Source organism: Bacillus cereus group sp. Sample62, from assembly GCF_036851315.1.
Lineage (GTDB): Bacteria > Bacillota > Bacilli > Bacillales > Bacillaceae_G > Bacillus_A > Bacillus_A wiedmannii.
Genome location: NZ_JAFLPK010000001.1, coordinates 627,679 through 654,137, shown reverse-complemented (window position 1 = coordinate 654,137; position 26,459 = coordinate 627,679). Strand labels below are relative to the sequence as shown.

Below are 26,459 nucleotides of genomic sequence, written 5' to 3'. Positions count from 1 at the left end.
CCTACTTCTGTTTTGCTCGTTTTGCAAATAACCATGTTAACGTAAATGGGATTACAACTGCGATAATCATTCCTACAATAAATATTGGAATCGATTTCGGAATGATAGAAATAAATGCTGGTAATCCGCCAATTCCGATAGCAGGTGCTAATACACCATTTAACGTAATAAATATCGCTGCCACAGCCGATCCTATAATTGCTGCGTAGAACGGGAATTTATTTCGTAAGTTTACACCAAACATAGCTGGCTCTGTAATACCGAAATATGCTGAAATTGCTGATGTAGATGCCATGCTTTTATCATTTTGATTTTTAGAAATCCAGAACATCGCAAGTGCCGCACTACCTTGCGCAATGTTAGAAAGAGCAATCATTGGCCAAATGAATGTACCACCGTGCTGTGCAATTAATTGTAAGTCGATAGCAATAAACATATGATGCATACCTGTAATTACAAGCGGTGCATATAATGCTCCAAACAATACTGCTCCAACTACTGGTACTGTTTCATATACACCTACTAATCCAGCTGTTAATAAATCTCCAATATGACGTGTAACTGGACCAATAATTCCTAATGCTAACACACCTGTTACGACAATCGTTGTAATGGGTACAACTAATAATTGAATTGCATTTGGTACATGTTTCTTCAAGAAAATTTCCACTTTACTTAATACAAATGCTGCTACTAAAACCGGTAGAATTTGACCTTGATATCCTACCTTTTCAATTTGAAATAATCCTAAAATATCGAAGTACTCAATCTTTTGTCCATCTAAACCAGTTGCTGCTTTACCATAATCCCACGCGTTTAATAAGGCTGGATGCACAAGCATTAATCCCATAACGATCCCTAATATCGGACTACCACCAAAACGCTTCGTTGCTGACCAACCGACAAGTGCTGGTAAGAATACGAATGCTGTATTCGCCATCATATTAATTAAATCCCAAAGCCCACTTAAGTTTGGATATACATCTAATAAATTTTCACCTTCAAAAAATAAGTCCTTCGCTCCTAATAGATTGTTAATTCCCATTAGTAAACCAGCTGTTACGATCGCTGGTAATATCGGCATAAATACATCTGAAAATACTTTTACAAACTTTTGAACTGGGTTTAACTTTTGGTTTCCAGAGTCTTTCACGTCAGCTACTGTCGCTTCCTTCATACCTGCAAGCGTTATCAATTCCGCATATACTCGATCAACATCTCCTGGACCAATTACAATTTGAAATACTCCAGCGTTATGAAACGCTCCCTTCACTAATGAAACAGACTGCAATTTATCGTTATCTATTTTACTTTCATCTTTTAAAGCGATACGGAGCCTCGTTACACAGTGCGCAGCTTGTTCAATATTGTCTCTCCCACCAATATACTGCAACACTTCCTCTGCTGTTTTACGATAGTCTTTCCCCATATTCCCGTCCCTCTTTTCTTTTTTTGATACCGTTTACACTTACATATTAACTCGTATATATAAGTTAGTCAACACTCGTATATACGAGTTTGTGTTTTTTTATAAATTGAAATTGTAATCAGTGGGGGTTTTGTTCATCCCGCACTGATTATCAGCCCTCACCAATCGGGCGTTTACGGACAGCACGCCTCCACAAATAGCAGGGATAAAAAAAGAGATGAAACGTTATTTCGTTCCATCTCCTTATTTTCTCCGCGCCACATCCGAAAAATGAAAAATATCTAAACGATGGCGTGATTCTGTATACTCGAACTGACTTCCATCATAAAAATGCGTAAAGTTTTTCACAACGACAACATAGTCTGTTCCATTTAAATCTAAATACTTTCTATCGTCCTCTGTACATGGCTGTACTTCAATTACCCTCTGTGAGTAACTAATATGAAGACCTAGTTCTTTCTCAATGTATTTATAAATGGACTCCACCGCAATTTCACTCGTTAATCCTGGAATATATTCCGACACAAAATGATTGATATCCAAAATTACTTTTTCTCCATCAATATTTCGTACGCGTTTAATATGATCTATTTCTGTTTTCTCTTTCACGTTTAATAGTTTTGCAACTTCTTTTGTCGCTTTTACTTTCTCTATTTCCACGACTTCTGTAATACAATGACGTCCTAAACGTTCATTTTCTTCTTGGAAACTTACAATACCACCAAAGTTGAATTCAATGTTTTTTCGCTTTAAAACAAAAACACCTTTTCCATGTATTTTCTGAACATATCCACGCTCTTGCAATAAATCTACTGCTTTTCTTACAGTACCTCGACTTGCCTCATACTGCTTCATTAATTCAGTTTCTGATGGGATTTTGCATCCCTCTTTTAATTGTTTATTGTCAATAGACTTACTGATTTCTGTATAAATTTGCTCATACTTACTCATCATCTACAATAGCCCCTTGTCACCTTCTAATTCTATATGTATTATACCACGCTATACTCTTCTGCCAATCTCTCACTTATTTTCCAGTATAGGAAAAATACAGGTAAATATTTAATCTCTAAAACGTATTTTTATAAAAATTTTTATATTTTTCTTTTCATTCAAAAAAACATGTAGTATACTAACTTCAAAATCAGAGGAGAAAGGGAGCAAAGAACTATGCTTACTTATACAACAATTGTAGTTACATTTGCACAAAAACATCATCATCATACGTAACCCTTGAAACCTAGCGGAAAAATTACGCGTAGGTACAAGGGTTATTCCCGTTGTACCTACGTTAGGCGAAGAGCCATGTAGGTATTTTTTATCTACATGGCTCTTTTTTTATTGTCAAAAAGCTAGTGAAAAATGATGTTTAAGCAAAACTTACTACAAAGGAGTTAACAAAAATGGAAACGAAAAAATGGGGATTATGGATTTTAACGGCTTTTGTAATCGGAAATATGGTTGGCGGTGGCGTATTTATGCTCCCAGCAAATTTAGCACACGTATCAGGTCCAATGGGTTCTACACTCGCATGGAGTATTACAGGCCTTGGCGTATTTATGATTGCACTCGTATTTGGAAATTTAGCAATTCGCAAGCCAGAATTAAAGGCTGGACCACAAAGTTACGCCCAAGCAATGTTCCCTTCAAAAAAAGCGGGTAAAGTTGCAGGATATAGTATGGCATGGGGATATTGGGCTGCGAACTGGGCTGCAACCGCATCTGTTATTATTTCCTTTGCTGGATATTTATCAACATTCTTTCCAGTTCTACAAAGTAAGCAAATTCTCTTTTCTACGAACGGATTTTCATTAGAACTCGGAAAAGGATTAACTTTCCTCGTATGTAGCCTTATGTTATGGGGAATTCAATACATTCTTTCTCAAAATATTGACCGAGCTGGAAATATGAATCTGCTTGCTACCATTGCAAAAATTATCGGATTTACAATGTTTATTGTAATCACATTATTCATTTTCAATGCCTCTAATTTTGGAGACGGTCAAACATTTATGAATGAAGCAGGACAATCAATTTCGTTAGGTGGACAAATCAATTCAGCTGCTATTGCAACACTTTGGGCGTTTATCGGTATTGAATCTGCTGTAATGCTTTCTAACCGTGCTAAATCTCAGCGCGATGTAAAAAAAGCTACCATTTTCGGATTAATTATCGCTCTTCTTATTTACATGTCAATTACTTTACTTACAATGGGAGCTCTCTCGCAAGATGCTTTAAAAGAGTCTCAAAAACCATTAGTAGACGCATTAAATTTAGCAATTGGCAATAAAGGTGCCTATATCATGGCTTTACTTGCACTTGTATCTTTATTTGGATCTACAGTTGGCTGGATCGTTGTTAGTTCAGAAGTACCTTACCAGGCAGCCAAGAACGGACTTTTCCCTAAGTTTTTCGCGAAAACAAATAAAAAAGGGAGTCCTTCAAAATCATTATTTATTACAAATGTGATGACGCAAATTTTCTTATTCTCAACGATTTCTGGTACCGTATCAGAAGCTTATAATTTCGCTATCGTTGTAGCAACATTAGCTTATTTAATTCCATACCTTGTTTCTACGCTTTACCAATTCAAATTGGTTATTACAGGAGAAACGTATGATATAATGCCTGGCTCTCGAATAAAGGATGGGATCATTACTACATTAGCATTTGTCTACTCTATTTGGGTTATCAAAACAGGAACTGCTGATTTAAAAACGTTCTTCTTAGGAATCGGATTGTTCGTATTAGGTCTTATTCTTTATCCAGTACTAATGAAAAACTCACAAAAAACGAATTAAAAAAAGAGAAGCTACCGGCTTCTCTTTTTTATTAAAAATCTGTAATTAACTTTTCTTTTAACTCTCCTACAGATAAAGGTTTCGCATAATAAAATCCTTGGACGTAATCACAGCCCATAGATTGTAATAAACTTTCTTGCTCTACTGTTTCTACTCCTTCAGCAACTACTGCTAAATTTAAGCTATGGGCAATTTCAATAACAGATTTTACAATCGTTCGCTCTGGCTGTGCGTGATCATAATGAAATTCACGAATAAAGTTACGATCAATTTTTACTATATCCAGTGGCAGTTGCTTTAAATAATATAAGGAAGAATAACCTGTTCCAAAGTCATCTAAAGCAATTAAAATACCCATATTTCTTAATTCTTGTAATGTAGCAATAATATAATCAAAATGGCGAACAGCGATACTTTCCGTTACTTCCAAAATTAAACGATTCGGTGGAAAGCCAGTTCTCCTTAAAATGCTACGTACAGATAAAATAAAACGCTTTTGCATTAATTGTTGTATGGATAAATTAACAGATAATCTTAGTCCTTCTTCGTAATCTGGCAATGTTTTAAACAAGCGACATGACTTTTCTAATACCCAGTCTCCTAATTTTATAATAAGTCCAGATTCTTCAGCTACTGGAATAAATTCGCCTGGCGAAATAGGCCCTTCTTCTGTCGAACAACGTGCTAAAGCCTCAATACCAGTATATTTCTTCGTTTTCAAATCAATAATAGGCTGCAGTACCACATCTAATTCTTCATCACGAATTGCCTTTTGCAAAGCGAATTCAATTTTCATTCTACGATTTATTTTCGCACGTAACTCATCTGTAAAGAAACACGCGGCATTTCTGCCTTGTTCTTTCGCACTATACATAGCTAAATCCGAATTTTTCAATAGTGTTTCTACATCTTGTCCGTCTTGCGGATATGAGCACAGTCCTAGACTAGCTGAAATGTATACTTCATGACCTTCAAGCATAAATGGTGCCTGAAAACACGACAACACAGATGTCGCTAACTGCCTCATTTCATCTTGTTTATGATTTTTTGTTAACAGCACAAATTCGTCGCCACCCAGCCTAGCCAGAACGTCTTTCTCTCCTAGCACATAATGCAACCGTGAAGCAACTTCGCTTAAAAGTAAATCCCCTATCATATGACCTAGCGTATCGTTTACTAATTTAAAACGATCCAAATCAAAGTAAATCATACCAAATTCTTTTTTTCCTGCAATCATCTCGTTTACAGTCGTTATTAGCTGCAATCGGTTCGGTAAACTCGTTAAAGCATCATGATACGCAAGCTCCCTATAACGACTTTCACTTAACCGCAACCTCTGTTCTGCTTCTTTCCTACTACTAATATCATTTCGGATCGCGATAAATTGATACGGCTCTCCTTTTTCATTTAAAAACGGAACAATTGTTGTTTTAACCCAATAATACGTCCCATCTTTTGCTTGATTTCGAATCTCACCTCTCCATACTTTTCCGTTCAAAATGCGCTTCCATAGAATTTGAAAAAATGTTTTCGGGTGATATCCTGAATTTAAAATACGATGATCTTTCCCTATTAACTCTTCTCGTGTATATTTGGAGATTTCACAAAACTTATCATTTACATATGTAATAAGACCATTTCGGTCTGTAATCGCAACAATTGAAGACTCATCTAATGCTAACTTTAAATCTCGCAATGAAGAGTCATATAATGCATGACCTCTTTGTTCTAGCATGCGCATCTCTCCTTGCTTCCTATCTGACTAAAACACAACTTGTTTCTCTTCATAGAAATAGAGATATTTCATTTCTTAATAATGGCTATTTGCATTCATCACATTTTGAAATATGCCGATTAAAATAACATAATATTATTTGTAATAAAAAGCAATATAATACCGTTTCAATTATAAATAGTAGTTTCTTATCGCTATGATTAGCTTACTTTATTATACTCTTACATTCCTTTATAACTAGCTCCATACAACGCCTATTCCCTATTAATCCCGCTCATATCTAACCTCTTTACTTTACTAGCGAAATAGAATTTCGAGCACACTATACAACTATTCACGGATAATAATATAAAAGTTAAAATTAGTCTATATGTTTTTGAATTACAATAATAAAATATTAACATATTTTCACCTTTGTTTTGGAAATATTTTATAAATACTTTATTAAACTAAAAAAAGAGGAAAGCCTCTTTTTTTAGTTTAATACGGATATGGTATTTGCTGATACCCCGGATATGGAGTTGGATATGGTGCTGGGTATGGCGCTGGATAAGTTACTGGGTACGGTGCTGGATAGTAGCCTCCACTTGCTGCACCCGTTAATGCGCCAGCTGTAAGTCCACCTAACACGCCTCCAGCAAAACTTCCTGGGAAAAATCCACCGCCCCATGAGCCGCCACCCCAGCCCCACCCACCTCCGTGATGGTGGTGATGATCATGGTGATTGTGCCCTCCGTGGTGGTGATGTCCGCCGTTATGGTTGTGCCCTCCATGAGGATGATGATTACGATAATACAATCCGTTATTTTCTATATAATTCATGTTTCCCCTCTCCTTTTCCATTTTCTTATCTTAATAGGTATTGTATGAATAGTACGGACTTTGTTAGTAACCTATATAATAAGAAGAATCCGTATAATACGAATAACCATATCCTCGGCTTCATCATGCACCTGTTACAAATTCATGATATGGTTATTCCCGTTCCTATATAAAGGACAAATGTTTTGTCCCCCCTACACTGATTATTAACCAGCAAATAGCAGGATAATAACGTAACAATATACTGTATGTAGGACAAATGCGGAAAGCATGGGGAAAATGTCTATATTTTGTAAAAAAAACAAAACACTTTATAATAAGAATGTCGGATTATACCTTTTTATATAAGAAGTCTATATTTAAGAAAGATTAGAGGAATTTTATAGAAATGAAGAAGCCTATCGTTCAATTATTATTGGTATTTACAATTATATCTATCGTTCTTTTCCTATTAAATACATCGTATATTTCTTTATATACATTTGTCGGTGCCCTATGGTCTATTACAATCGTAGGAATTTCATTCGTTATTTTCATCGAAAATAGATCTCCTCAAAGCACCTTAGCGTGGTTTTTAGTATTAGCACTTCTTCCTGTTGTAGGTGTGCTTTTATACTCTATTTTCGGTCGTAGCCGTTGGAGAAGGAAAAAACATCTCCATCGTTCAGAAGAACAAAGAAAATTATTCCGTGAAATATTAGAAGGAAGACGACTAAAATTATCACTCAAAGTCCCCTTACATGAACGTTCTGTACATTTAACAGAAGTCGTACAAAAATTTGGAGGCGGTCCTGCCGCAGATAAAACAACTACAAAACTTTTAACAAATGGCAATCAAACCTTTTCAGAAATTTTGCAAGCTATCGAGCAAGCAAAACATCACATACATATTCAATACTATATTTATAAATCTGATGAAATTGGTACAAAAGTTCGGGATGCGTTAATAAACAAAGCAAAATCTGGTGTTATTGTACGCTTCCTTTATGATGGACTCGGAAGTAACACTTTAAGAAGACGCTTTTTAAAACCTATGAAAGAAGCTGGTATTGAAATTGTAGAATTTGACCCTATTTTTTCAGCTTGGTTACTTGAAACTGTCAATTATCGTAACCATCGAAAAATCGTTATTGTAGATGGAGAAATCGGTTTTACTGGTGGACTCAACGTCGGTGATGAATATCTTGGCCGTTCAAAAAAATTTCCCATTTGGCGTGATAGTCATTTAAAAATAGAAGGAAAAGCGTTATATAAATTACAAGCAATTTTTCTAGAAGATTGGCTCTATGCCTCTAGTGGATTGAATACTTATTCTTGGGATCAATTTATGAATAGACAATACTTCCCAGGTAAAGAAATTTCAAGTGCAGAAGGTGCTGTGCAAATTGTAGCCAGCGGGCCTAGCTCAGATGATAAAAGCATTCGCAATACATTATTAGCTGTTATGGGATCTGCAAAAAAATCGATTTGGATCGCTACACCTTACTTTATTCCAGATCAAGAAACTTTAACATTATTACGTTTAAGTGCAATATCTGGCATAGATGTACGCATTTTATATCCTGGTAAAAGTGATAGTATTATTAGTGATCAGGCATCTCAGTCCTACTTCACTCCGCTTTTAAAAGCTGGTGCTTCCATTTATAGTTATAAAGATGGTTTTATGCATGCAAAAATTGTACTCGTTGATGATAAAATCGCGACAATTGGAACGGCAAATATGGACGTACGCAGCTTTGAATTAAATTATGAACTTATTAGCGTACTATATGAATCAGAAACCGTTCATGATATTAAACATGATTTTGAAGACGACTTTAAGCATTCCACTGAAATTAAATGGAACGCATTCCAAAAAAGAAGTATCAAAAAACGAATACTAGAGTCTTTCATGCGACTCATTTCTCCTTTACTGTAAGCAATCAATGTAATATTGATTGCTTTTTCTTTTCCATTTCCCCTCTCTCCTTTTCTTTGCATACCATATTAAAACAAGTTATCATAAGATGTATTACTTTATGAAAATAATGTTAGGTGGGAAATACATGTTAGAACAATTTCATATACATGCTGATTTAAAACAACAGCTCTCAACCATTCACGAAAAAAATAAACAAGAAGCTGGTGAAAATGCACATTTAATTGGAAAGAAAATATATAAAGCATCTGATAACAGCATTATTGAAGATGCTATTACAGCGCTTCTTCTTGGCAAAAACATTCTATTAAAAGGGCCGACTGGTAGTGGTAAAACAGTACTAGCTGAAACTCTTTCTTCTTTATTCCAAAAACCAATGCATAGCATTAACTGTTCTGTTGACCTAGATGTCGAAGGTATTTTAGGATACAACACACTACAAACGAAAGATGGCGCATCTGAAGTTACATTCGTTAACGGCCCTCTTATGAAAGCAATGAAGAACGGTCATTTCCTATATATTGATGAAATTAATATGGCAAAACCTGAAACGTTACCACTTCTTCACGGTGCATTAGATTACCGTAAAATGATTACAAATCCATTTACACAAGAAGTTGTATATGGAGATGACGAGTATCGTGTAATTGCAGCAATTAATGAAGGTTACGTTGGAACAAGTGAACTAAACGAAGCATTAAAAAACCGTTTCGTTATTATTGAAGTTCCATACATTCAAGGTGACACATTAAAAGAACTATTACTATCTGAATCAAAATTAAATGATGTTGCAACAATTGAAAAATTCGTTGCATTTGCAAGCGACCTTATGCCTTTAGCTCGTGATGGACGTGTAAGTGAAGAAGCAGCAAGTATTCGTGGCATTATCGACGCATGTGATTTAGGTGTATATATTCCTGTTATGCGTGCAATTGAACGTAGTATTATCGCAAAATTAAACGATGAAACAGAACAAATGACTGTCCGTGAATTAGCAGAAAGTTATTTCTTTGAGGGATAATTCATGAGACAAATTTTTAGTGACAAAAAAATTGATGCGTCGCTGTTTCTACAAATGGAAAACTTAATGTATGCTCTTCTAAAAGAAGACGATGCCTACCTTGAGTATGGCTATAAAGCATACTACGACGAAATTGAAAAAAAGGTTGTCATTAGTCACTTTTGGGATGATCGAAAAGAAGAGGATACAGTAATCGGATTAAAAAGCGAAGTGTTTTTAAAAGCACTTGGTAATAAACATTACTCGGACATGACTTTAATTCGTTCTTATGCGATTGAATTACAAGAATCACCCTTAAAAAAGTTTTTAACACAATTATTTGTTCTATTAGAAGATTTACGTGTTGAGGAAATCGTAAAAAACTTACGCCCTGGCACAAAGCATGTTTTTAAAAGAAGAAAAGAAATGTATCGCAATTACTTTAGTTCACAAAATGAAATCAATCGTGTTCGTAACTATCACGGTGATCGTCTATTTTGTCTCTGCTATCTTTCATTAACGAGCGATAAATATGAAATGTTTAATAATGAATATTTCGAGCAAATTGAATCAATTTTGCATGAAACATTCCAAGCTCGTAATACAGAAGACATTATGTATATCGTTGAAAAAATTCGCTATCGTTTAGAAGGACTGCTTGAAAGTGACATGCTTAATAATTATTTCGGACATGCACCGCTTTATTTATCTGTTATTACAGATGAGAAAGACAGTCGCGCTGAAAAATTAGCAAATGATGATACGCAGCTCATAGATGACGATGATAACAAAAACAAAATGGATGAAAGCTTCTCGACATGGCACCGTGAAAATAAAAACAATGAAAACGAGAACTTTTTACGCTTTGATTTAGAAAGCGGAACAAAAACAAATATGATGGGTGATACTGCTCGTGAATCAGAAGATGGTGACCAAGCACTTGGTTCTGTACAAGGTACTTCCCAAAAAAGTACACAATCTAACTTTGATGGTGCTGATACAGAGGAAGCAAGAGCGTCTCATGCTTCTAGCCAAAACGACGGTGCATACGGCAAGTATAATGTGGGAGCTTCTCATACATTTAAAGAAGCTCGCAAATCAAATCCTGATGAGAAAAAAGATTACCAAGCTATCAAATCAGTCGTTAATAAAGATGTAAAAGAATTAAAGAAAATTATCGAAAAAACAATTGAAAATAAAACGAATGCAAACAGTGATAAATATTACGGAAGGCTTCGTAAGAAATTCCTTCGTATTTATACTGAAAAGCAGCCGCGCATGTTTTATAAAAAAGGACAAGAATCACAAGAGCTCGACGTTGCATTCCAACTACTAGTGGACTGCTCTGGTTCTATGTATAACAAAATGGAAGAAACGAAAAAGAGTGTTGTACTATTCCATGAGGCATTGAAATCTTTAAAAATCCCGCACGCTATTAGCGGATTTTGGGAAGATGCTTCTAGTGCTAAGCCTGAAGATAAGCCAAACGTTATCCATGAAGTTGTAACGTATAAAAACTCAACGTTACCAAACGTCGGTCCAGAAATTATGCAGCTTCGCGAAGAAGAAGATAACCGCGACGGATATATTATTCGTATCGTTTCTGAAAAGCTTGCAAAAAGGCCAGAAAAACATAAATTCTTACTTGTCTTTACAGACGGTGAGCCTTCTGCGCTAGACTATCAACAAGACGGTATTTTAGATACGCATGAAGCTGTCAAACTTGCTCGTAAAAGTGGTATGGAAGTAATCGGAATCTTCATCGAAGAAGGCGAAGCGAAAGAAGCAACTTATCAATTAATGAAGAACATTTATAACCATCACTTCTTAGTTGCAAATCACGCTGAAGATTTACGTCTGAAGATTAAACCACTATTGAAAAAGTTATTACTGAAGACGATTGAATAGAAAAAAAGGAGCCTTGCGCTCCTTTTTTTCTTTCAATCACTTTATTTCTGGTTGAAACTTGTATGGAATGGCTACTTCTAATAATGCCTCGAATCCGCCATCGTAGAATGGGAATCGTTCATTTGCGATCGTTTGATCCACCCACTCTATTGCGGAAATTTCATCTTCATCTTCTGCAATAAGTTCACCTGTCACTACATTTGCTCGGAATGTAAAAAATAGCGCATGATTCCCTGATTCTTCAAAGAATTTTTCATTGATCGCAACAAGTCCACCTGCCACAGCAGTTAAACCTGTCTCTTCTTTTACTTCTCTTATTAGTGCTTCCTCTAATATTTCACCTTTTTCCACAGCCCCGCCTGGCAATGACCAAACATTTTGTTCTACATTATGTACCATTAATACTTTATTTGTTTCTTCATCATGTATTAGTGCATATACGACATCAACTCTTTGCATGTTGCTTTTCTCCTTCAATTAACTCATCCATTGTAAATAAAGAATGTAGCTGTAAGCCATCTTCTAATAAGTTATCTCTTCCCTCTTTCGTTCGTTCAATGACGCCTAGAACATGATGTACTTTCGCACCTAGTTCTCTTAAATCTTTCGTGCTTAATAATATTTGACCACCTGTCGTAATAACATCCTCAACAACACAAACATTTTTCCCAGCAATATTAACGCCTTCTGCTAACTTACATGTACCATACTTCTTCGCTTCTTTTCTTACAAATACAACAGGTATACCTGTTTGTAAAGATAATGCTGTCGCTACTGGAATTCCTCCCATTTCTAAACCTGCGAGTACTTCTGTATCAGGAGGAATGAGCCCTTTCAATTGTTTAGCAATTTCTAATAACAGTACTGGATTAGATTCAAATAAGTACTTATCAAAGTATTGATTTGATACTTGTCCTGATCGAAGCTTAAATGTTCCCGTTAAACGTGACGTATTATAAATTTCCTTTGCTAATTCCCATTTCTCCATTGTATCTCTCCCCTTTATGCACAAATTAACTCATTCTATCACATTTGTAATTATTTATATATTCTCAAATTACAAATAAAAGGGTCGATTCCTAAGAATCGACCCTTCCTATTAATTCATCACTAACTCAGCTGTGAACTTTTTTTTTAACTTAGCCAACATGTCCGTTGTCATTTTGTCTAAATCGTATTCTGCTTTAAAGCCCCACTCGTTCATTGCTGCTGTTGCGTCAATAGAGTTCGGCCAGCTATCAGCGATTGTTTGACGAGCAGGATCTACAGCATAATCCATTGTAAACGTCGGGATGTGTTTACGAATGGATGCTGCGATTTGCTCTGGCTCAAAGCTCATCGCTGTAATATTGAACGCGTTTCTATGCACAAGTTTACTTGGATCAGCTTCCATTAATGAAATGATCGCTTGTAAAGCATCTGGCATGTACATCATATCCATGTATGTTCCTTCTGCAATGTATGAGGTGTATATGCCTTTTTTAATCGCCTCATAATAAATTTCAACCGCATAATCAGTTGTTCCGCCTCCTGGAGGAGCTACGTAAGAAATTAAACCAGGGAAACGTACACCGCGCGTATCAACGCCAAACTTTTGATGATAATAATCACATAGTAATTCTCCTGCTACTTTGTTTACCCCATACATCGTAGTAGGACGCTGAATTGTATCTTGTGGCGTATTATCTTTCGGTGTTGATGGACCGAATGCACCGATAGAACTTGGCGTGAAAAACTTACAGTTTAATTCACGAGCTGCTTCTAATGCATTTACAAGTCCACCCATATTTAAATTCCAAGCAAATAACGGATTTTTTTCTGCTGTTGCTGAAAGTAAAGCTGCTAAATGAATAATTGTATCTACTTCATTACGCTTTGCAATATCATGTAGTTTTTGTCCATCTGTTACATCTAACGTTTCAAATGGACCAGACGTTACTACTTCACTATCTGTTTCACGAATATCTGTTGCAATAACATTTGATGCACCGTATACATCACGAAGTTTCATTACTAGTTCAGAACCAATTTGCCCTAAAGAACCGGTTACTAGAATTTTTTTCATTTTCCCCACTCCTCATTTGCAAGCTATTCAAAAGATGTCGTTACTTAAATGATGCCCATTTCTTTCCCTACTTTTTCATACTTACGAATTGCTTCATCTAACATTTCTTTCGTATGAGCTGCTGTAGGCATATTACGAACGCGTCCTGTTCCTTTTGCTACAGTTGGGAACACGATAGATTTTGCATATACGCCTTCTTCATTTAGACGTTTACTAAATTCTTGTGTTAATACTTCGTCACCAATAATACAAGGTGTAATTGGCGTTTCACTTTCTCCAATGTTAAAGCCAAGTTCTTTTAACCCTTGTTTTAAATAGCGGCCATTTTCCCATAAACGATCATGTAACTCTGTGCTTTCCATTAAAATTTCAATTGATCGCATACATGCAGCTGCATCAGCTGGTGTTAATGCTGTAGAGAATAAGAATGGGCGTGAACGAACTTTTAACCAGTCAATTAAGTTTTGTTTCCCTGCTACATATCCACCAATTACCCCAATTGCTTTTGATAATGTACCAATTTGGAAATCAACTTTATCAGATAGACCGAAGTGCTTTACAGTTCCTGCACCTTTTCCAAGTACACCTGAACCGTGTGCATCGTCTACATATGTCATTAAATCTAATTCTTCTGCAATCTCAACAATTTCTGGTAATTTTGCAACATCTCCATCCATTGAAAAGACACCATCTGTAATTACCATTAATTTATTGTAAAGACCTGATTCTTTCGCTGCGATTGCTTTTTGGCGTAAATCTTCCATATCAGAATGTTTATAAACAATAATTTTCGCTCTTGATAGACGACTACCATCAATGATAGAAGCATGGTTTAATTCGTCTGAAAGAATTGCATCATTTTTATCCATAACGGCTGAAATCGCTGCCATATTACAGTTAAATCCTGATTGGTAAGCAATTGCTGCTTCTGTATGTTTAAACTTTGCAATTGTCTCTTCTAATTTAATATGCAAATCTAAAGTACCGTTAATTGTACGAACAGCTCCTGCTCCAACGCCGTACTTATGAATTGCACCAATTGCTGCTTCTTGCAAACGGCTATCTGTTGCTAATCCAAGATAGTTGTTTGAAGATAAGTTAATATATTCTTTTCCGCCAATTGTAATGATCGGTCCATTTGAACTTTCAAGCGGATCAATTACGTTATAAAGCCCCTTTGATTTTAAATCCTCTAAATTTTCTTCTAAAAATTTCGCAAGTGTTTTACTAGACATTGTGAAGCCTCCCATCGTTCATGTAAGCGGATTATTGTCTTAATAGTTCTAATAATCCCTCTACTAGCTTAACACGTTTTCAGAATTTATTATAGAAAAATAGTTTAAAGTAACCGCTTACAATTCTAGATTATATATGATTCATTACAAGAAATCTATCATTTACTTTTCATATTTGGTAGAATAAAAAAAATATTTAAGGGGGGCTTCAATCATGGCATTTACTGAATCTGATGTATATAATAACGAAGCATTTTTTGAACAATATATGAAACGAAGATACCGAGAAAATAGCCCAAATGAATCACTTGAAAAACCAGCCTTCTTTCAACTCATTGGTGATGTTAAAGGAAAGAAAATCCTCGATCTAGGATGCGGTGACGCTAAATTCGGCGAGGAATTATTAGAGAATGGCTGCCACTCTTACACTGGTATTGAAGGCTCCGAACTTATGTATGAAAAAGCTAAAAAACAACTAGAAAATAAAAATGGAACCGTCCATTGTTTAAACCTCAAAGACTACACATACCCTCCTTCTACTTTTGATTTAGTAACGTCTAGACTCGCCTTACATTATATTGAACATCTTCCTATCATTTTTCAAAATGTGTACGAAGCTTTAAAAACAAATGGAACCTTTACTTTTAGTGTTCAACACCCTGTTATTACTTCTTCATTTGAAAGCTTGCAAACGAGTGGTAAAAGAACTAGTTGGCTCGTCGATGATTATTTCAAAACGGGAAAACGAGTTGAGCCATGGATTGATCAAGAAGTTATTAAATATCACCGGACTACGGAAGAATATTTTACATTGTTACAACAAGCCGGATTTACAATTACAAACTTAAAAGAAGCTACACCAAATCGAAACTGTTTTCAAGATGAAGAAGAATATGAACGACGTTTACGTATTCCCCTCTTCCTCTTATTCTCTTGCCGAAAATAAAAAAAGACGATGAACCCTCATCGTCTTTTTTCATTAACTCATTGCCTGAACAACCTCTTTACGTACACGTCTGCCTTTTCCATGCGGGATACAAAGTGGTGTCCCGAATAACGGATCCGTACTGATTTGACATTCCATTCGGAATACATCACGTACTAGCTTCTCATCTACTACTTCTTCCGGCTTACCTTGTGCATATATTTGTTTATCTTGGATGGCTACAATATTGTCTGCATAACGGCATGCTAAATTTAAATCGTGTAATACCATAACAATTGTTCTTTGTTCTATTTCATTTAATTCGAATAATAAATCTAGCACTTCAATTTGGTGAGTCATATCTAAATATGTAGTAGGCTCATCCAGTAAAATAATATCTGTATCTTGTGCAAGCGTCATTGCAATCCAAGCACGTTGACGTTGTCCACCTGAAAGAGCATGCACATCACGCTCAGCAAATTCTGTCATACCTGTTGCTGCAAGTGCTTTTTGTACCATTTCTTCATCTTTTTCTGACCACTGCTTCAGCCACGTTTGATATGGATAACGTCCTTGCTTTACAAGTTGCAATACTGTAAGCCCTTCTGGCGCTTGCGGTCCTTGCGGTAAAATTGCCATTTGACGAGCAATTTGCTTCGTTTGCATACTTTGAATGGCTTGATTATCTAACAAAATGTCACCAGTTGTTGGCTTTAATAATCTAGCTAGTGAACGTAATAAAGTTGATTTTCCACAACCGTTAGAACCAATAAAGATTGTAATTTCGCCTTTTGGAATTTCTAAATTCAACTCATCAATAATAATTGCTTCACCATAAGACAGAGTCAAACGTTTCGTCTCCAATGCTTTTTGCATATTCATCTCCCTTTATGAATTCCGACTTTTATAAAGTAAATAAATAAAATAAGGTGCACCAATTGCTGATGTAAATACCCCTGCTGGAATTTCAAGTGGTGTGAAAACTGTACGCCCGATTAAATCTGCAGCAAGTACTAAAATTGCACCAACAATAGCCGCAACTGGGAGTAATGCACCGTATAAAGAACCAACTAGTCTTCGTGAAATATGAGGTGCCATTAAACCGACAAACCCAATTCCTCCGGCGAAGGCAACTGCGCCACCAATTAAACCTGTACTCAGTAATAACATGAATACGCGTGACTTCGTTAAAGGAACACCAAGTCCTACCGCAATATCATCCCCTAGCTCTTGCGCATTTAAATGTCTAGCAGCTATAAATGATATTACCGTTAAAATGAGAACCCACGGCGCAAGCACCATAACGTTTTGCCATGAAGAACCGTAAACAGTACCTGTAATCCATACATTCGCTTGACTCGCTTGATAAATTGGCGCTAACAACATAAACAAAGTCGTTGCCGCTTTCGTTAATGCCCAAAAACCAACACCAATTAAAACAAGACTAATCGGTGATAATCCGTCATTTCTCCATGCAAATAAATATACAAAAAGCGCTACAATCGTTGCCCCAGCGAAGGCTGCTAACGGCATATAATGAATGCTTACGGTTAGCGCATTATTTTTATCACTAAATATAGCTAGAAATAATACAACTGCAACACTTGCACCACCTGTAATCCCGATGATATCAGGAGAAGCCAGTGGATTTCGAACGAGCCCCTGTAAAATACATCCTGCTACAGCAAGTGCGATTCCTACAAGAATGGCAATTAAAATACGCGGCATACGAAACTTATTTACAACCATATTGGACATCGCATCGCCATTTCCAGTAATCGCTTGCCATACATCATACGGAGGAATTTTCATGTCTCCCATACCTGCACTCGTAAAAAATAATCCTATTAAAACAACTAGTAAACTGAATAAGACGAGACAAGCTCGTTTATACATTAAAAACGAGAGCCCGCCTTTTCCTATACGAAACGGAATATACTTCTTCATTTGCTAAGCCCTCTCTTACGTGCAATATAAATAAAGAACGGTGCACCAATAAATGCTGTCATAACCCCTACTGGTACTTCTTGTGGCATAATGACATATCTTGCTGCTATATCAGCCAAGATTAGTAGTATTGCACCTAACAAGCCGCTATATGGTACTCTCCATCTGTGATCGACCCCAACAAGAAATCTGGCAAAATGCGGGATAATAATTCCAACAAATCCAATTGGACCAGCAACCGCAACTGAACCACCAGACAACAGGACAATAATAAGTAACACGAATGATTTCATTAAAATTGTTCGTTGTCCAAGCCCTTTCGCGACGTCTTCCCCCATCATCAATGTATTTACTTTCCCTGCCATCATAATAGATGCAATCCAGCCTATTAATAAATATGGGAATACAGATTGTAAAATCTCTAACTTTCTTCCTTGCACAGATCCAGCAAGCCAAAATAATACTTCTTCAAGCGCCTTTTCATTTAAAACAAGTAATCCTTGTGTTAATGATGAAAATAACGCACTAATTGCGACCCCTGCTAATGTTAACTTCAAAGGCGTTGTCCCTTCTTTTCCTAAAGAACTAGAAGCAAATACAAGCACCGCTGCAATTGCTGCCCCTAAAAAGGCAATCCACGTGAAAGCTGATAATGATGTCACGGAAAAAATCACAATTGCTACAACTATGAAGAAAGCAGCACCTGAATTTAATCCAATAAAATCTGGAGAAGCAAGCGGATTCTTCGTTAAAGTTTGCATAAGACAACCTGCAATGGCTAAACTAGCACCAACACTAGCTGCAATTAACGCCCTTGGAAGGCGCACATTTTGAATAATAATATGTTCATTGGAACCATTAAAATGGAAAAAAGCATCTAACGCTAATTTCCAACTCGTATTTGTATATCCGAAAATAATACTTCCCCAAATACAAATAATAACTGCAATGATCCCAACAAATAATCCAATCCATTTTGCTCGATTTGTTTTTAATAACATGCAGCGTTTCCCCTTCAATGTATAATGATACGTTGTAAGTGTATTTCAACTTAATTCTCATTGTCAACGGAAATGAGAATTATTTTCAACCATATATATTGACAATCAAAAGATAAAGGCTTAATATCATGCTTGCTATTGAAAAAACTTCTCAGTATGTAGGGGGTACATAATGAAATTCATGCAAAAGAAATCGTTTACAGTATTTGTATTTTTACTAGCCTTTTCATTACTTTTAAGTGCTTGTGGAAAGTCAAATACGAAAGAAGAATCAAAAGAAGATACGAAAAAAGAAATGATCACTGTGGAACATGCTATGGGTAAAACAGAAGTTCCTGCTAATCCAAAACGTGTAGTTATTTTAACAAATGAAGGTACTGAAGCTTTACTTGAATTAGGTGTGAAACCAGTTGGAGCTGTAAAATCTTGGACTGGTGACCCATGGTATCCACATATTAAAGATAAAATGAAAGATGTAAAAGTTGTTGGTGATGAAGGACAAGTGAACGTGGAAACAATCGCTTCTTTAAAACCAGACTTAATTATCGGTAACAAAATGCGTCACGAAAAAGTGTACGAGCAACTAACAGCAATTGCACCTACTGTGTTCTCTGAAACTCTACGTGGTGAATGGAAAGATAACTTCAAATTTTATGCAAAAGCATTAAATAAAGAAAAAGAGGGGCAAAAGGTTTTAGCTGATTACGATAAACGTATGAAAGATTTAAAATCCAAACTAGGCGATAAAGTAAATCAAGAAATCTCTATGGTTCGCTTCATGCCTGGTGATGTTCGTATTTATCATGGCGATACATTCTCTGGTGTTATTTTAAAAGAACTTGGATTTAAACGTCCTGGTGATCAAAATAAAGATGACTTTGCAGAACGTAACGTTTCTAAAGAACGTATTTCAGCAATGGATGGTGATGTATTATTCTACTTCACATTCGATAAAGGAAACGAGAAAAAAGGCTCTGAATTAGAAAAAGAATATATCAATGATCCTCTATTTAGAAATTTAAATGCAGTAAAAAATGGTAAAGCATACAAAGTTGACGACGTTATTTGGAATACAGCTGGTGGTGTAATGGCCGCTAACCTACTATTAGATGATATCGAAAAACGCTTTGTTAAATAATATGTTTCTAACCAGCTCCCCTTCTATGGAGCTGGTTATTTTCTATTTCACGTAAATGTCATATTATTTCGTTTTGTATTTTTATTCCCAATATGTTATATTAAAAAAGTAAATAAAATATATTTTCTCTATATTAGAATAAATATTTTAATCTAAATTTTCTGATTAATCATTATTTTATTTTCTTTTAGAATTCAATTATTACATTTGAAAACGCTTATTATATGGTTTTCAGGGAAAAATACAGTAACGGTTGAAGAAAAATAGAACTTTTTTAGAAATTTTCTTTCTATTTCCATATAATTCTATTGACTTCTAAATATTTTGTGAATTAAAATAATTACATAAATATCCGTTATACAGGATTAGGGGGAAACAAAAATGGATGCAGCTTTAAAATTAGAAAAAGCTGGGGAACAACAATCACCAAAAAAACATCCACCAGGATTATATTTGTTGTTCTTAACAGAAATGTGGGAAAGATTTAGTTATTATGGAATGCGTGGCCTTTTAGTTCTTTATTTAACAACAGCTGCCGTTAGTGGCGGATTAGGATTTGATAAGGCATTCGCAGTGCAATTATATGGTACTTTTACAGCGGCAGTATATTTCATGCCAATTATAGGCGGATGGCTAACTGATCATTATATTACGAGACGTCATGCCATTACTCTCGGCGGAATTATTATGGCGATTGGTAACTTTGTACTATTCTCCATGAATACAAAAACAGGACTATTCCTTGGATTAGTACTATTAGTTATTGGTAATGGATTCTTCAAACCAAATATTTCTACACTGTTAGGTGAATTGTATAAAGAAAATGATTCACGTCGTGACAGTGCATTTACTATCTTCTATATGGGTATTAACGTAGGTGCTTTCTTCGCTCCACTTATTTGTGGATTTTTAGCAGAAGATTTCTTTAAAACAAGCGTTGATGGCGTTATGGTTATGGGATATAAATACGGATTCTTAGCAGCTTGTATCGGTATGATTATTGGACAAATTGTTTTCAACTTATTAGCTCCTCGCTATCTTGGTACAGCAGGAACAACAGTTGTTGGTAAAAAAACAAAAAATCAACCTGCAATCGAAAAGAAACCTTTAACAAAACAAGAAAAAAATCGCACTTGGGCAATTGTAATTTTAACTTGTTTCGTAGTATTCTTCTGGGCAGGCTTTGAACAAGCTGGTAGTTCTTTAACACTTTATACAGATAAATTTGTTGATCGTACAATTTTCGGATGGGAAGTTCCAACATCTTGGTTCCAATCCGTTAATCCAGCGTTCATCGTACTACTTGCACCATTCGTATCTATGTTATGGTTAAAACTTTCTAAATCAAAGCGTGGCGATTTAAAAATACCAACAAAAATGGCATTTGGTATGATTTTACTAGGTATAGGTTACCTTGTTTTAACATTAGCGGTTCTAAAAACTGGAAGTAGTGAAGCTGATATAACTGTTAAAGCAAACTTATTATTCATCGTTATCACTTATATGTTCCATACAATTGGCGAACTATTCTTATCACCAATCGGTCTATCAATGGTAAGTGCAATTGCACCTGTTAAATTAGCATCATTACTAATGGGGGTATGGTTAGCTGGTTCAGGTATGGCTAACTGGTTAGCTGGTAAGCTTGCTTCCTTTACACAATCATTAGGCTATCTTGAAGTATTTGCAAGTATTGGTATTATCGTTATCGTCCTAGGATTTGTACTTCTTCTCTGCTCTAAAAAAGTTGCAAGTATGATGGAATAACACAAAAAAGACGCTTCTAAACATTTAGAAGCGTCTTTTCTATTACTTCTCCTCTAAGGCCGTCACGTTCACGTGAACGCTTTCTCCAGGATTAGATACATCATACACTTGAGCAACTCCACTCTGCTCGTCACAGCTCTCAATCCATACTGGTACGCCCTCATATGTAACGTCAATTCTACTTGAAGAAGATAAAATCTGTTTCGCACGTTTTACATCCATACTACTATTCCTCCTTTTCCTTACTACACTCCTTTCTATCTTTTCTTTTCCCTTTAGAATATATTCCATATAGCAACATGTTAATTGATAGCCTTTTCTTCCTTACATACTAACATTTACTCTTATATCACCTTTCTGACAAATAAAAAAAGACGTATATCCTACACGTCTTTTTCCATAATATTCAAATTTTAAGAAAATAATGTTTTTACAACTTCACTTACTTTATCATTATGAATTTGATAATACACTTCTAATCCTCGTCGTTCAAAGCGCACTACTTTATTTTGTTTTAATTTCGTTAAATGTTGTGAAACTGTTGATTGCGGAATTTCTAATACTTCCTGTAATTGTGTTACATTACATGTTCCACGTTGCATTAGTTCCATTACTAGGCGTAGACGCAACGGATGCGCTAACGCTCTTAACATTTGTACATCTTCTTCTGAAATACGACATTCGAATTGATTTTGGCTCATAAAGTTCCCCTCATTTTCGTTTTTATTTTCTTTTTATTTATTTATATATCTGTTCTTATATTTCCTGTTACGACATAACTTTATCAACTTATAAAGCCGAAAATTTTTTCCATCTTAACCAGCAAAGAACTCAGGAATAAATCCTTGCTGATTTTGAATATTATACTATATGATATAACGAAAAAGCAAAACAACAGGCTGCAAATACTTTGCTTGCAAACGTTGTTTTATCAAGCTTTTTGTTATATTTTCACCTCATTGAAACGTACAGTAATGATATTGTAAAATACCGTCCATAATTGATAACCTCTCGTAACGTAGTTGAACCATATTTAACCTCTTTGTTATGCTAAAAGGAATTTTCAGTAAAAAAGATAATGTAATATTAAAAATTAACTTATTGTTGTTTTAATTCGTATTGTACTTGCTCAGACTGTTATTCAAAACTTCCTATTAAATGCATTTACTTTCTCTTTCTTACTAGATCAACTCAGACCAGCATGTGACACCTATCAAATTTCAACATCCTATATACTTAATGCAAAGACGTCATCTAACATATAGGATTAATGATATACGAACAAATAAAACAATATGGAAATAACTTCAAAAAGCGCACTCAAATCTATTCGAGTGCGCTTTTTGTCTACTTTATGAACAAAGTATTCCTTTTAACACTATTATGGAATAATTATACTTTTTTACGTTGACAATAGTGTTGAAGGAGAATATACTAAGCATGTAAGTTGATTGTGAATTGTTTCACAAATAATGTGAATTTCTTCACATAAAATAGATAGGAGTTGTCATTATTATGAGTACTTGGACACAAATTTATGACCCATTAAACAATATTTGGTTATCTGCACTAATCGCAGCACTTCCAATTTTCTGCTTCATCATTTGTTTAATGGGACTGAAAATGAAAAGTTATATCGCTGGTCTTTACAGTGTGATTGTCGCTATTATTCTTGCTATATTTGTTTATAAAATGCCAGCAACTGTAGCTGTAGCATCTGCCGGATTCGGTGTTTTATCTGGATTTTATCCAATTTGTACTATCGTTATCGCAGCAATTTTCCTTTACAAATTAACTGTTAAAACAGAGCAATTCAACATCATTCGTGATAGTATTTCAAGCATTACAAATGATCAACGTTTACAAGTATTATTAATTGCTTATTCTTTCGGTGCTTTCTTAGAAGGCGCAGCTGGTCTAGGGGTTCCAGTTGCTATTACAGCTGCACTACTTGTAGGTATGGGCTTTAATCCATTAAAAGCAGCAGGTATTTGTTTAGTAGCTAACATCGCTGGTGGTGCTATGGGTGCTATGGGTATCCCAGTTACAGTACCAGCACAATTAACTGAACTCGATGCATTAACTATCGGTCGTCAAACTGTTCTTATTTTACCTTTCATTAGCATTATTTTACCTTTCTTACTTGTTTCAATGGTCGATGGAATTAAAGGTATTAAAGAAACTTGGCAAGGTATTCTTGTAAGTGGTTTTTCTTTCGCCATTACTCAGTTCCTTGTAACTTACTTCTTAGGTGCAGAACTTACTAATATTTTCGCAGCTGTTGTAAGTATGGTCTCTCTTGCACTATTCTTACGTGTTTGGCAGCCAAAATCTTCTACTAAAGAAGAAAAACAAGAAGAAAAAGGATCTCATACATTCAATCAAATTTTATATGCTTGGTCTCCATTCGTATTCTTAACTGCATTCGTAACAATCTTTAATTTAAAACCAATTAAAGCTTTATTTGCTCCGGATGGCGCACTAGCAAACTTAGTATTTAACATTCAGTTCCCTGGTCTTCATAATGCTGTTATGAAAACTACACCAATTACAAAAGCTGATACACCTTTCGCAGCTGTTTTCAAGTTTGATGTATTCTCTTCTACAACTACTGCAATCGTATTAGCAATTATCGTTTCACTTATCGTTTACCGCGTAAAGGGTAAGATGATTAAAGAACTAATAGTTGAAACAATGAAGGAACTAAAAGCTCCAGTATATACAATTTGTAGCGTTATCGCTTTAGCTTACGTAGAGAATTACTCTGGTATGTCATCTACACTTGGACTTGCATTCTCTTCTACTGGTAATGCATTCCCAGTTCTTTCTCCAATCTTAGGATGGATTGGCGTATTCATTACAGGATCAGTAGTATCAAGTGGTTCATTATTCGCACCACTTCAAGCAGTAACTGCAGATCAATTAAACATCGTTCCTTCTACACTCGTTGCTTTAAACGTAGTAGGTGGTACAATGGCGAAAATGGTTTCACCACAATCTGTAGCAGTTGCTTGTGCAGCAGTTGGACTAGTTGGTCAAGAATCTGCCTTATTTAAAACAGCAATGAAATACAGTTTAATCTTCTTAGCTGTTATTAGCTTACTTCAATTAAACGCTGTATTTAATATCTTTTAAAAATAAAACACCGATCCAAATGGATCGGTGTTTTTTCACATTACATTTTCTTGTTCTTTAATAAAGAAGCTCCAGCAATTTCAGGATGCGTCATTTCGAATGGATCTAAAATAATATCCAATTCTTCTTCTGTCAGTACACCATGTTCTAAACATAACTCCCTAACAGATTTTCCTGTTTCAATTGCTTCACGTGCAATACGAGATGCTGCTTCGTAACCAATATGAGGGTTAACTGCTGTAATAATCCCAACACTTTTCTCAACATATTGCTTCAACAATTCTTCATTTGCTGTAATTCCTTTAATGCAATATTCACGGAATACACGGAATCCGTTATTCATAATACTAATAGATTGAATTAAATTAAATACGAGTACAGGCTCCATTACGTTTAACTCTAATTGTCCTGCTTCTGATGCTAAGCAAATTGTATGATCATTACCAATTACTTGGAAAGCAACTTGATTAATTACTTCTGCCATAACAGGATTTACTTTCCCTGGCATAATAGATGAACCTGGTTGACGAGCTGGTAATTGAATTTCTGCCAATCCAACACGTGGACCAGATGCCATAATACGAAGGTCATTCGCAATTTTAGACATATTCATCATACATACTTTTAATGCCGCAGATACTTCTGTGTATGCATCTGTATTTTGCGTTGCATCAACTAAATGCTCTGCACCAACAAGTGGGAATCCGCTAAATGTTCGTAAATGTTTAACCACTTGTTCAATGTACGTAGGGTTTGCATTTAATCCCGTACCAACAGCTGTCGCCCCCATGTTCACTTCATATAAATGTTGGCGAGACTGTTTAATTCTTTTTATATCACGTTCAAGCACTCGGCTATACGCTTCAAATTCTTGTCCAAGACGAATCGGAACAGCATCTTGTAAATGTGTACGCCCCATTTTAATGACGTGGTCGAACTCTTTTGCTTTTGCACGGAAAGCAGCATGAAGTTCTTCCATTGTAATAAGAAGTTCCTCTAACATCATAAGAGTTGCAATATGAATTCCCGTTGGAAACGCATCATTCGTTGATTGAGCCATGTTCACATGCGTGTTTGGGCTAATTTTCGCATACTCGCCTTTTTCATATCCCATACGTTCTAATGCTCGATTAGCGATTACTTCATTCGTATTCATATTAATAGAAGTTCCAGCACCGCCTTGGATTGGGTCCACGATAAACTGATCATGGAATTTTCCATCAACAATTTCTTGCGCTGCTTCTGCAATTTCATCTCCAATGTCTTTAGCTAAGTAACCAGTATCCATATTTGCAAGTGCCGCCGCTTTTTTCACAATTGCCATTGCCGTAATGAGTGACGGATGAATGCGATATCCTGTAATCGGGAAGTTTTCTACAGCACGTAATGTTTGTACCCCATAATAAGCTACACTCGGTACTTCCTTTTCACCTAAAAAATCTTTCTCTATACGTATATCCTTCGTTGCTATCATTTTCATCACCTATACTTTTCATTCTAAATCCTTATCTAAAAAATTCGCCTCTAAAAACACGAGTATCATTTAAAAGAATTTTTCAGTATCCACCTTCACTATATAGCACCTTTTTTGAAAGCGCAAACATTTATTTTTCTATATATACCTTTTATAAAA

General features: G+C 35.5%; 22 protein-coding genes. 8 read left to right on the top strand and 14 right to left on the bottom strand.

The features are described 5' to 3' along the window. Position 1 precedes the first annotated feature (1 nt). Both treP and treR read right to left on the bottom strand, forming a co-directional pair. The gene (gene treP / locus J0835_RS03265) at positions 2-1,429 is read right to left on the bottom strand and encodes a PTS system trehalose-specific EIIBC component (protein WP_087979415.1); all 1,428 of its coding nucleotides are present in this window, start codon (positions 1,427-1,429) and stop codon (positions 2-4) included. A 243-nt stretch (positions 1,430-1,672) separates the two neighbouring features. Beyond that, the gene (gene treR, locus J0835_RS03260) at positions 1,673-2,383 is read right to left on the bottom strand and encodes a trehalose operon repressor (RefSeq protein ID WP_087979414.1); all 711 of its coding nucleotides are present in this window, start codon (positions 2,381-2,383) and stop codon (positions 1,673-1,675) included. A gap of 449 nt (positions 2,384-2,832) precedes the next feature. On the opposite strand from treR, the gene J0835_RS03255 reads away from it, so the two are divergent. Continuing rightward, complete coding sequence (locus J0835_RS03255) at positions 2,833-4,230, top strand: amino acid permease (protein WP_000448430.1); 1,398 nt, start codon at positions 2,833-2,835, stop codon at positions 4,228-4,230. A 31-nt stretch (positions 4,231-4,261) separates the two neighbouring features. Here J0835_RS03255 and J0835_RS03250 read toward each other — a convergent pair whose 3' ends face one another. Continuing rightward, positions 4,262-5,965: a putative bifunctional diguanylate cyclase/phosphodiesterase gene (locus tag J0835_RS03250; RefSeq protein WP_087979413.1), complete on the bottom strand. Its 1,704-nt coding sequence runs from the start codon at positions 5,963-5,965 to the stop codon at positions 4,262-4,264. A 480-nt stretch (positions 5,966-6,445) separates the two neighbouring features. After that, complete coding sequence (locus J0835_RS03245) at positions 6,446-6,787, bottom strand: hypothetical protein (RefSeq protein WP_064477104.1); 342 nt, start codon at positions 6,785-6,787, stop codon at positions 6,446-6,448. 388 nt (positions 6,788-7,175) lie between these two features. Here J0835_RS03245 and J0835_RS03240 point away from each other — a divergent pair, with 388 nt between their 5' ends. From J0835_RS03240 to J0835_RS03230, 3 genes are all read left to right on the top strand, one after another. After that, positions 7,176-8,705 (top strand): cardiolipin synthase, encoded by a 1,530-nt coding sequence (locus J0835_RS03240; RefSeq protein ID WP_087979412.1) that lies wholly within the window; start codon positions 7,176-7,178, stop codon positions 8,703-8,705. Positions 8,706-8,832: 127 nt separating this feature from the next. After that, on the top strand, positions 8,833-9,726 hold the full coding sequence (locus J0835_RS03235; protein ID WP_000892965.1) for an ATP-binding protein: 894 nt from the start codon (positions 8,833-8,835) through the stop codon (positions 9,724-9,726). Between the two features lie 3 nt (positions 9,727-9,729). Continuing rightward, positions 9,730-11,613: a vWA domain-containing protein gene (locus tag J0835_RS03230; protein ID WP_087979411.1), complete on the top strand. Its 1,884-nt coding sequence runs from the start codon at positions 9,730-9,732 to the stop codon at positions 11,611-11,613. Positions 11,614-11,649: 36 nt separating this feature from the next. On the opposite strand, the gene J0835_RS03225 is transcribed toward J0835_RS03230, so the two are convergent. From J0835_RS03225 to J0835_RS03210, 4 genes are all read right to left on the bottom strand, one after another. Continuing rightward, positions 11,650-12,072, bottom strand: a complete 423-nt coding sequence (locus J0835_RS03225; RefSeq protein WP_087979410.1) for an NUDIX hydrolase — start codon at positions 12,070-12,072, stop codon at positions 11,650-11,652. Next, a complete protein-coding gene (gene pyrE, locus J0835_RS03220; protein WP_140386665.1) occupies positions 12,059-12,601 on the bottom strand; it encodes an orotate phosphoribosyltransferase in 543 nt (180 codons plus the stop codon). Before pyrE ends, J0835_RS03225 begins: the two co-directional genes overlap by 14 nt. 111 nt (positions 12,602-12,712) lie before the next feature. Further along, complete coding sequence (locus tag J0835_RS03215) at positions 12,713-13,678, bottom strand: L-threonine 3-dehydrogenase (RefSeq protein WP_087979408.1); 966 nt, start codon at positions 13,676-13,678, stop codon at positions 12,713-12,715. A 44-nt stretch (positions 13,679-13,722) separates the two neighbouring features. Continuing rightward, the gene (locus J0835_RS03210) at positions 13,723-14,913 is read right to left on the bottom strand and encodes a glycine C-acetyltransferase (RefSeq protein ID WP_000095914.1); all 1,191 of its coding nucleotides are present in this window, start codon (positions 14,911-14,913) and stop codon (positions 13,723-13,725) included. Between the two features lie 214 nt (positions 14,914-15,127). Here J0835_RS03210 and J0835_RS03205 point away from each other — a divergent pair, with 214 nt between their 5' ends. Continuing rightward, a complete protein-coding gene (locus J0835_RS03205; RefSeq protein ID WP_087979407.1) occupies positions 15,128-15,859 on the top strand; it encodes a class I SAM-dependent methyltransferase in 732 nt (243 codons plus the stop codon). 33 nt (positions 15,860-15,892) lie between these two features. Here J0835_RS03205 and J0835_RS03200 read toward each other — a convergent pair whose 3' ends face one another. The 3 genes from J0835_RS03200 to J0835_RS03190 are packed head-to-tail and all read right to left on the bottom strand — an operon-like array spanning position 15,893 to position 18,786. After that, positions 15,893-16,714, bottom strand: coding sequence for an ABC transporter ATP-binding protein (locus J0835_RS03200; RefSeq protein WP_087979406.1), 822 nt, complete (start codon positions 16,712-16,714; stop codon positions 15,893-15,895). 12 nt (positions 16,715-16,726) lie between these two features. After that, positions 16,727-17,785 carry a FecCD family ABC transporter permease gene (locus tag J0835_RS03195; RefSeq protein ID WP_087979405.1) on the bottom strand — a complete coding sequence of 353 codons (1,059 nt, stop codon included), beginning with the start codon at positions 17,783-17,785 and terminating at the stop codon, positions 16,727-16,729. Then, entirely contained in the window at positions 17,782-18,786 is a 1,005-nt protein-coding gene (locus tag J0835_RS03190; protein WP_087979404.1) for a FecCD family ABC transporter permease, read from the bottom strand. Before J0835_RS03190 ends, J0835_RS03195 begins: the two co-directional genes overlap by 4 nt. Positions 18,787-18,958: 172 nt before the next feature. Here J0835_RS03190 and J0835_RS03185 point away from each other — a divergent pair, with 172 nt between their 5' ends. Further along, a complete protein-coding gene (locus tag J0835_RS03185; RefSeq protein WP_087979403.1) occupies positions 18,959-19,924 on the top strand; it encodes an ABC transporter substrate-binding protein in 966 nt (321 codons plus the stop codon). 381 nt (positions 19,925-20,305) lie between these two features. Continuing rightward, a complete protein-coding gene (locus J0835_RS03180) occupies positions 20,306-21,691 on the top strand; it encodes a peptide MFS transporter (RefSeq protein WP_087979402.1) in 1,386 nt (461 codons plus the stop codon). Positions 21,692-21,733: 42 nt separating this feature from the next. Here J0835_RS03180 and J0835_RS03175 read toward each other — a convergent pair whose 3' ends face one another. Beyond that, complete coding sequence (locus tag J0835_RS03175) at positions 21,734-21,913, bottom strand: acid-soluble spore protein H (RefSeq protein ID WP_087979401.1); 180 nt, start codon at positions 21,911-21,913, stop codon at positions 21,734-21,736. Between the two features lie 191 nt (positions 21,914-22,104). Further along, positions 22,105-22,392 (bottom strand): ArsR/SmtB family transcription factor, encoded by a 288-nt coding sequence (locus tag J0835_RS03170; protein ID WP_000081429.1) that lies wholly within the window; start codon positions 22,390-22,392, stop codon positions 22,105-22,107. An 814-nt stretch (positions 22,393-23,206) separates the two neighbouring features. Here J0835_RS03170 and J0835_RS03165 point away from each other — a divergent pair. Then, a complete protein-coding gene (locus tag J0835_RS03165; protein WP_087979400.1) occupies positions 23,207-24,826 on the top strand; it encodes an L-lactate permease in 1,620 nt (539 codons plus the stop codon). 40 nt (positions 24,827-24,866) lie between these two features. On the opposite strand, the gene aspA is transcribed toward J0835_RS03165, so the two are convergent. Further along, entirely contained in the window at positions 24,867-26,300 is a 1,434-nt protein-coding gene (gene aspA, locus J0835_RS03160) for an aspartate ammonia-lyase (RefSeq protein WP_087979399.1), read from the bottom strand. Positions 26,301-26,459: the final 159 nt, after the last annotated feature.

Bases quoted from the DNA above. Each gene is read 5' to 3' on its own strand.
- treR (WP_087979414.1), bottom strand. From the start codon at position 2,383: ATGATGAGTAAGTATGAGCAAATTTATACAGAAATCAGTAAGTCTATT.
- aspA (WP_087979399.1), bottom strand. From the start codon at position 26,300: ATGATAGCAACGAAGGATATACGTATAGAGAAAGATTTTTTAGGTGAA.
- J0835_RS03235 (WP_000892965.1), top strand. From the start codon at position 8,833: ATGTTAGAACAATTTCATATACATGCTGATTTAAAACAACAGCTCTCA.
- J0835_RS03255 (WP_000448430.1), top strand. From the start codon at position 2,833: ATGGAAACGAAAAAATGGGGATTATGGATTTTAACGGCTTTTGTAATC.
- J0835_RS03170 (WP_000081429.1), bottom strand. From the start codon at position 22,392: ATGAGCCAAAATCAATTCGAATGTCGTATTTCAGAAGAAGATGTACAA.
- J0835_RS03230 (WP_087979411.1), top strand. From the start codon at position 9,730: ATGAGACAAATTTTTAGTGACAAAAAAATTGATGCGTCGCTGTTTCTA.
- J0835_RS03190 (WP_087979404.1), bottom strand. From the start codon at position 18,786: ATGTTATTAAAAACAAATCGAGCAAAATGGATTGGATTATTTGTTGGG.
- treP (WP_087979415.1), bottom strand. From the start codon at position 1,429: ATGGGGAAAGACTATCGTAAAACAGCAGAGGAAGTGTTGCAGTATATT.
- J0835_RS03205 (WP_087979407.1), top strand. From the start codon at position 15,128: ATGGCATTTACTGAATCTGATGTATATAATAACGAAGCATTTTTTGAA.
- pyrE (WP_140386665.1), bottom strand. From the start codon at position 12,601: ATGGAGAAATGGGAATTAGCAAAGGAAATTTATAATACGTCACGTTTA.
- J0835_RS03245 (WP_064477104.1), bottom strand. From the start codon at position 6,787: ATGAATTATATAGAAAATAACGGATTGTATTATCGTAATCATCATCCT.
- J0835_RS03225 (WP_087979410.1), bottom strand. From the start codon at position 12,072: ATGCAAAGAGTTGATGTCGTATATGCACTAATACATGATGAAGAAACA.
- J0835_RS03165 (WP_087979400.1), top strand. From the start codon at position 23,207: ATGAGTACTTGGACACAAATTTATGACCCATTAAACAATATTTGGTTA.
- J0835_RS03215 (WP_087979408.1), bottom strand. From the start codon at position 13,678: ATGAAAAAAATTCTAGTAACCGGTTCTTTAGGGCAAATTGGTTCTGAA.
- J0835_RS03195 (WP_087979405.1), bottom strand. From the start codon at position 17,785: ATGAAGAAGTATATTCCGTTTCGTATAGGAAAAGGCGGGCTCTCGTTT.
- J0835_RS03240 (WP_087979412.1), top strand. From the start codon at position 7,176: ATGAAGAAGCCTATCGTTCAATTATTATTGGTATTTACAATTATATCT.
- J0835_RS03180 (WP_087979402.1), top strand. From the start codon at position 20,306: ATGGATGCAGCTTTAAAATTAGAAAAAGCTGGGGAACAACAATCACCA.
- J0835_RS03200 (WP_087979406.1), bottom strand. From the start codon at position 16,714: ATGCAAAAAGCATTGGAGACGAAACGTTTGACTCTGTCTTATGGTGAA.
- J0835_RS03175 (WP_087979401.1), bottom strand. From the start codon at position 21,913: ATGGATGTAAAACGTGCGAAACAGATTTTATCTTCTTCAAGTAGAATT.
- J0835_RS03250 (WP_087979413.1), bottom strand. From the start codon at position 5,965: ATGCTAGAACAAAGAGGTCATGCATTATATGACTCTTCATTGCGAGAT.
- J0835_RS03185 (WP_087979403.1), top strand. From the start codon at position 18,959: ATGAAATTCATGCAAAAGAAATCGTTTACAGTATTTGTATTTTTACTA.
- J0835_RS03210 (WP_000095914.1), bottom strand. From the start codon at position 14,913: ATGTCTAGTAAAACACTTGCGAAATTTTTAGAAGAAAATTTAGAGGAT.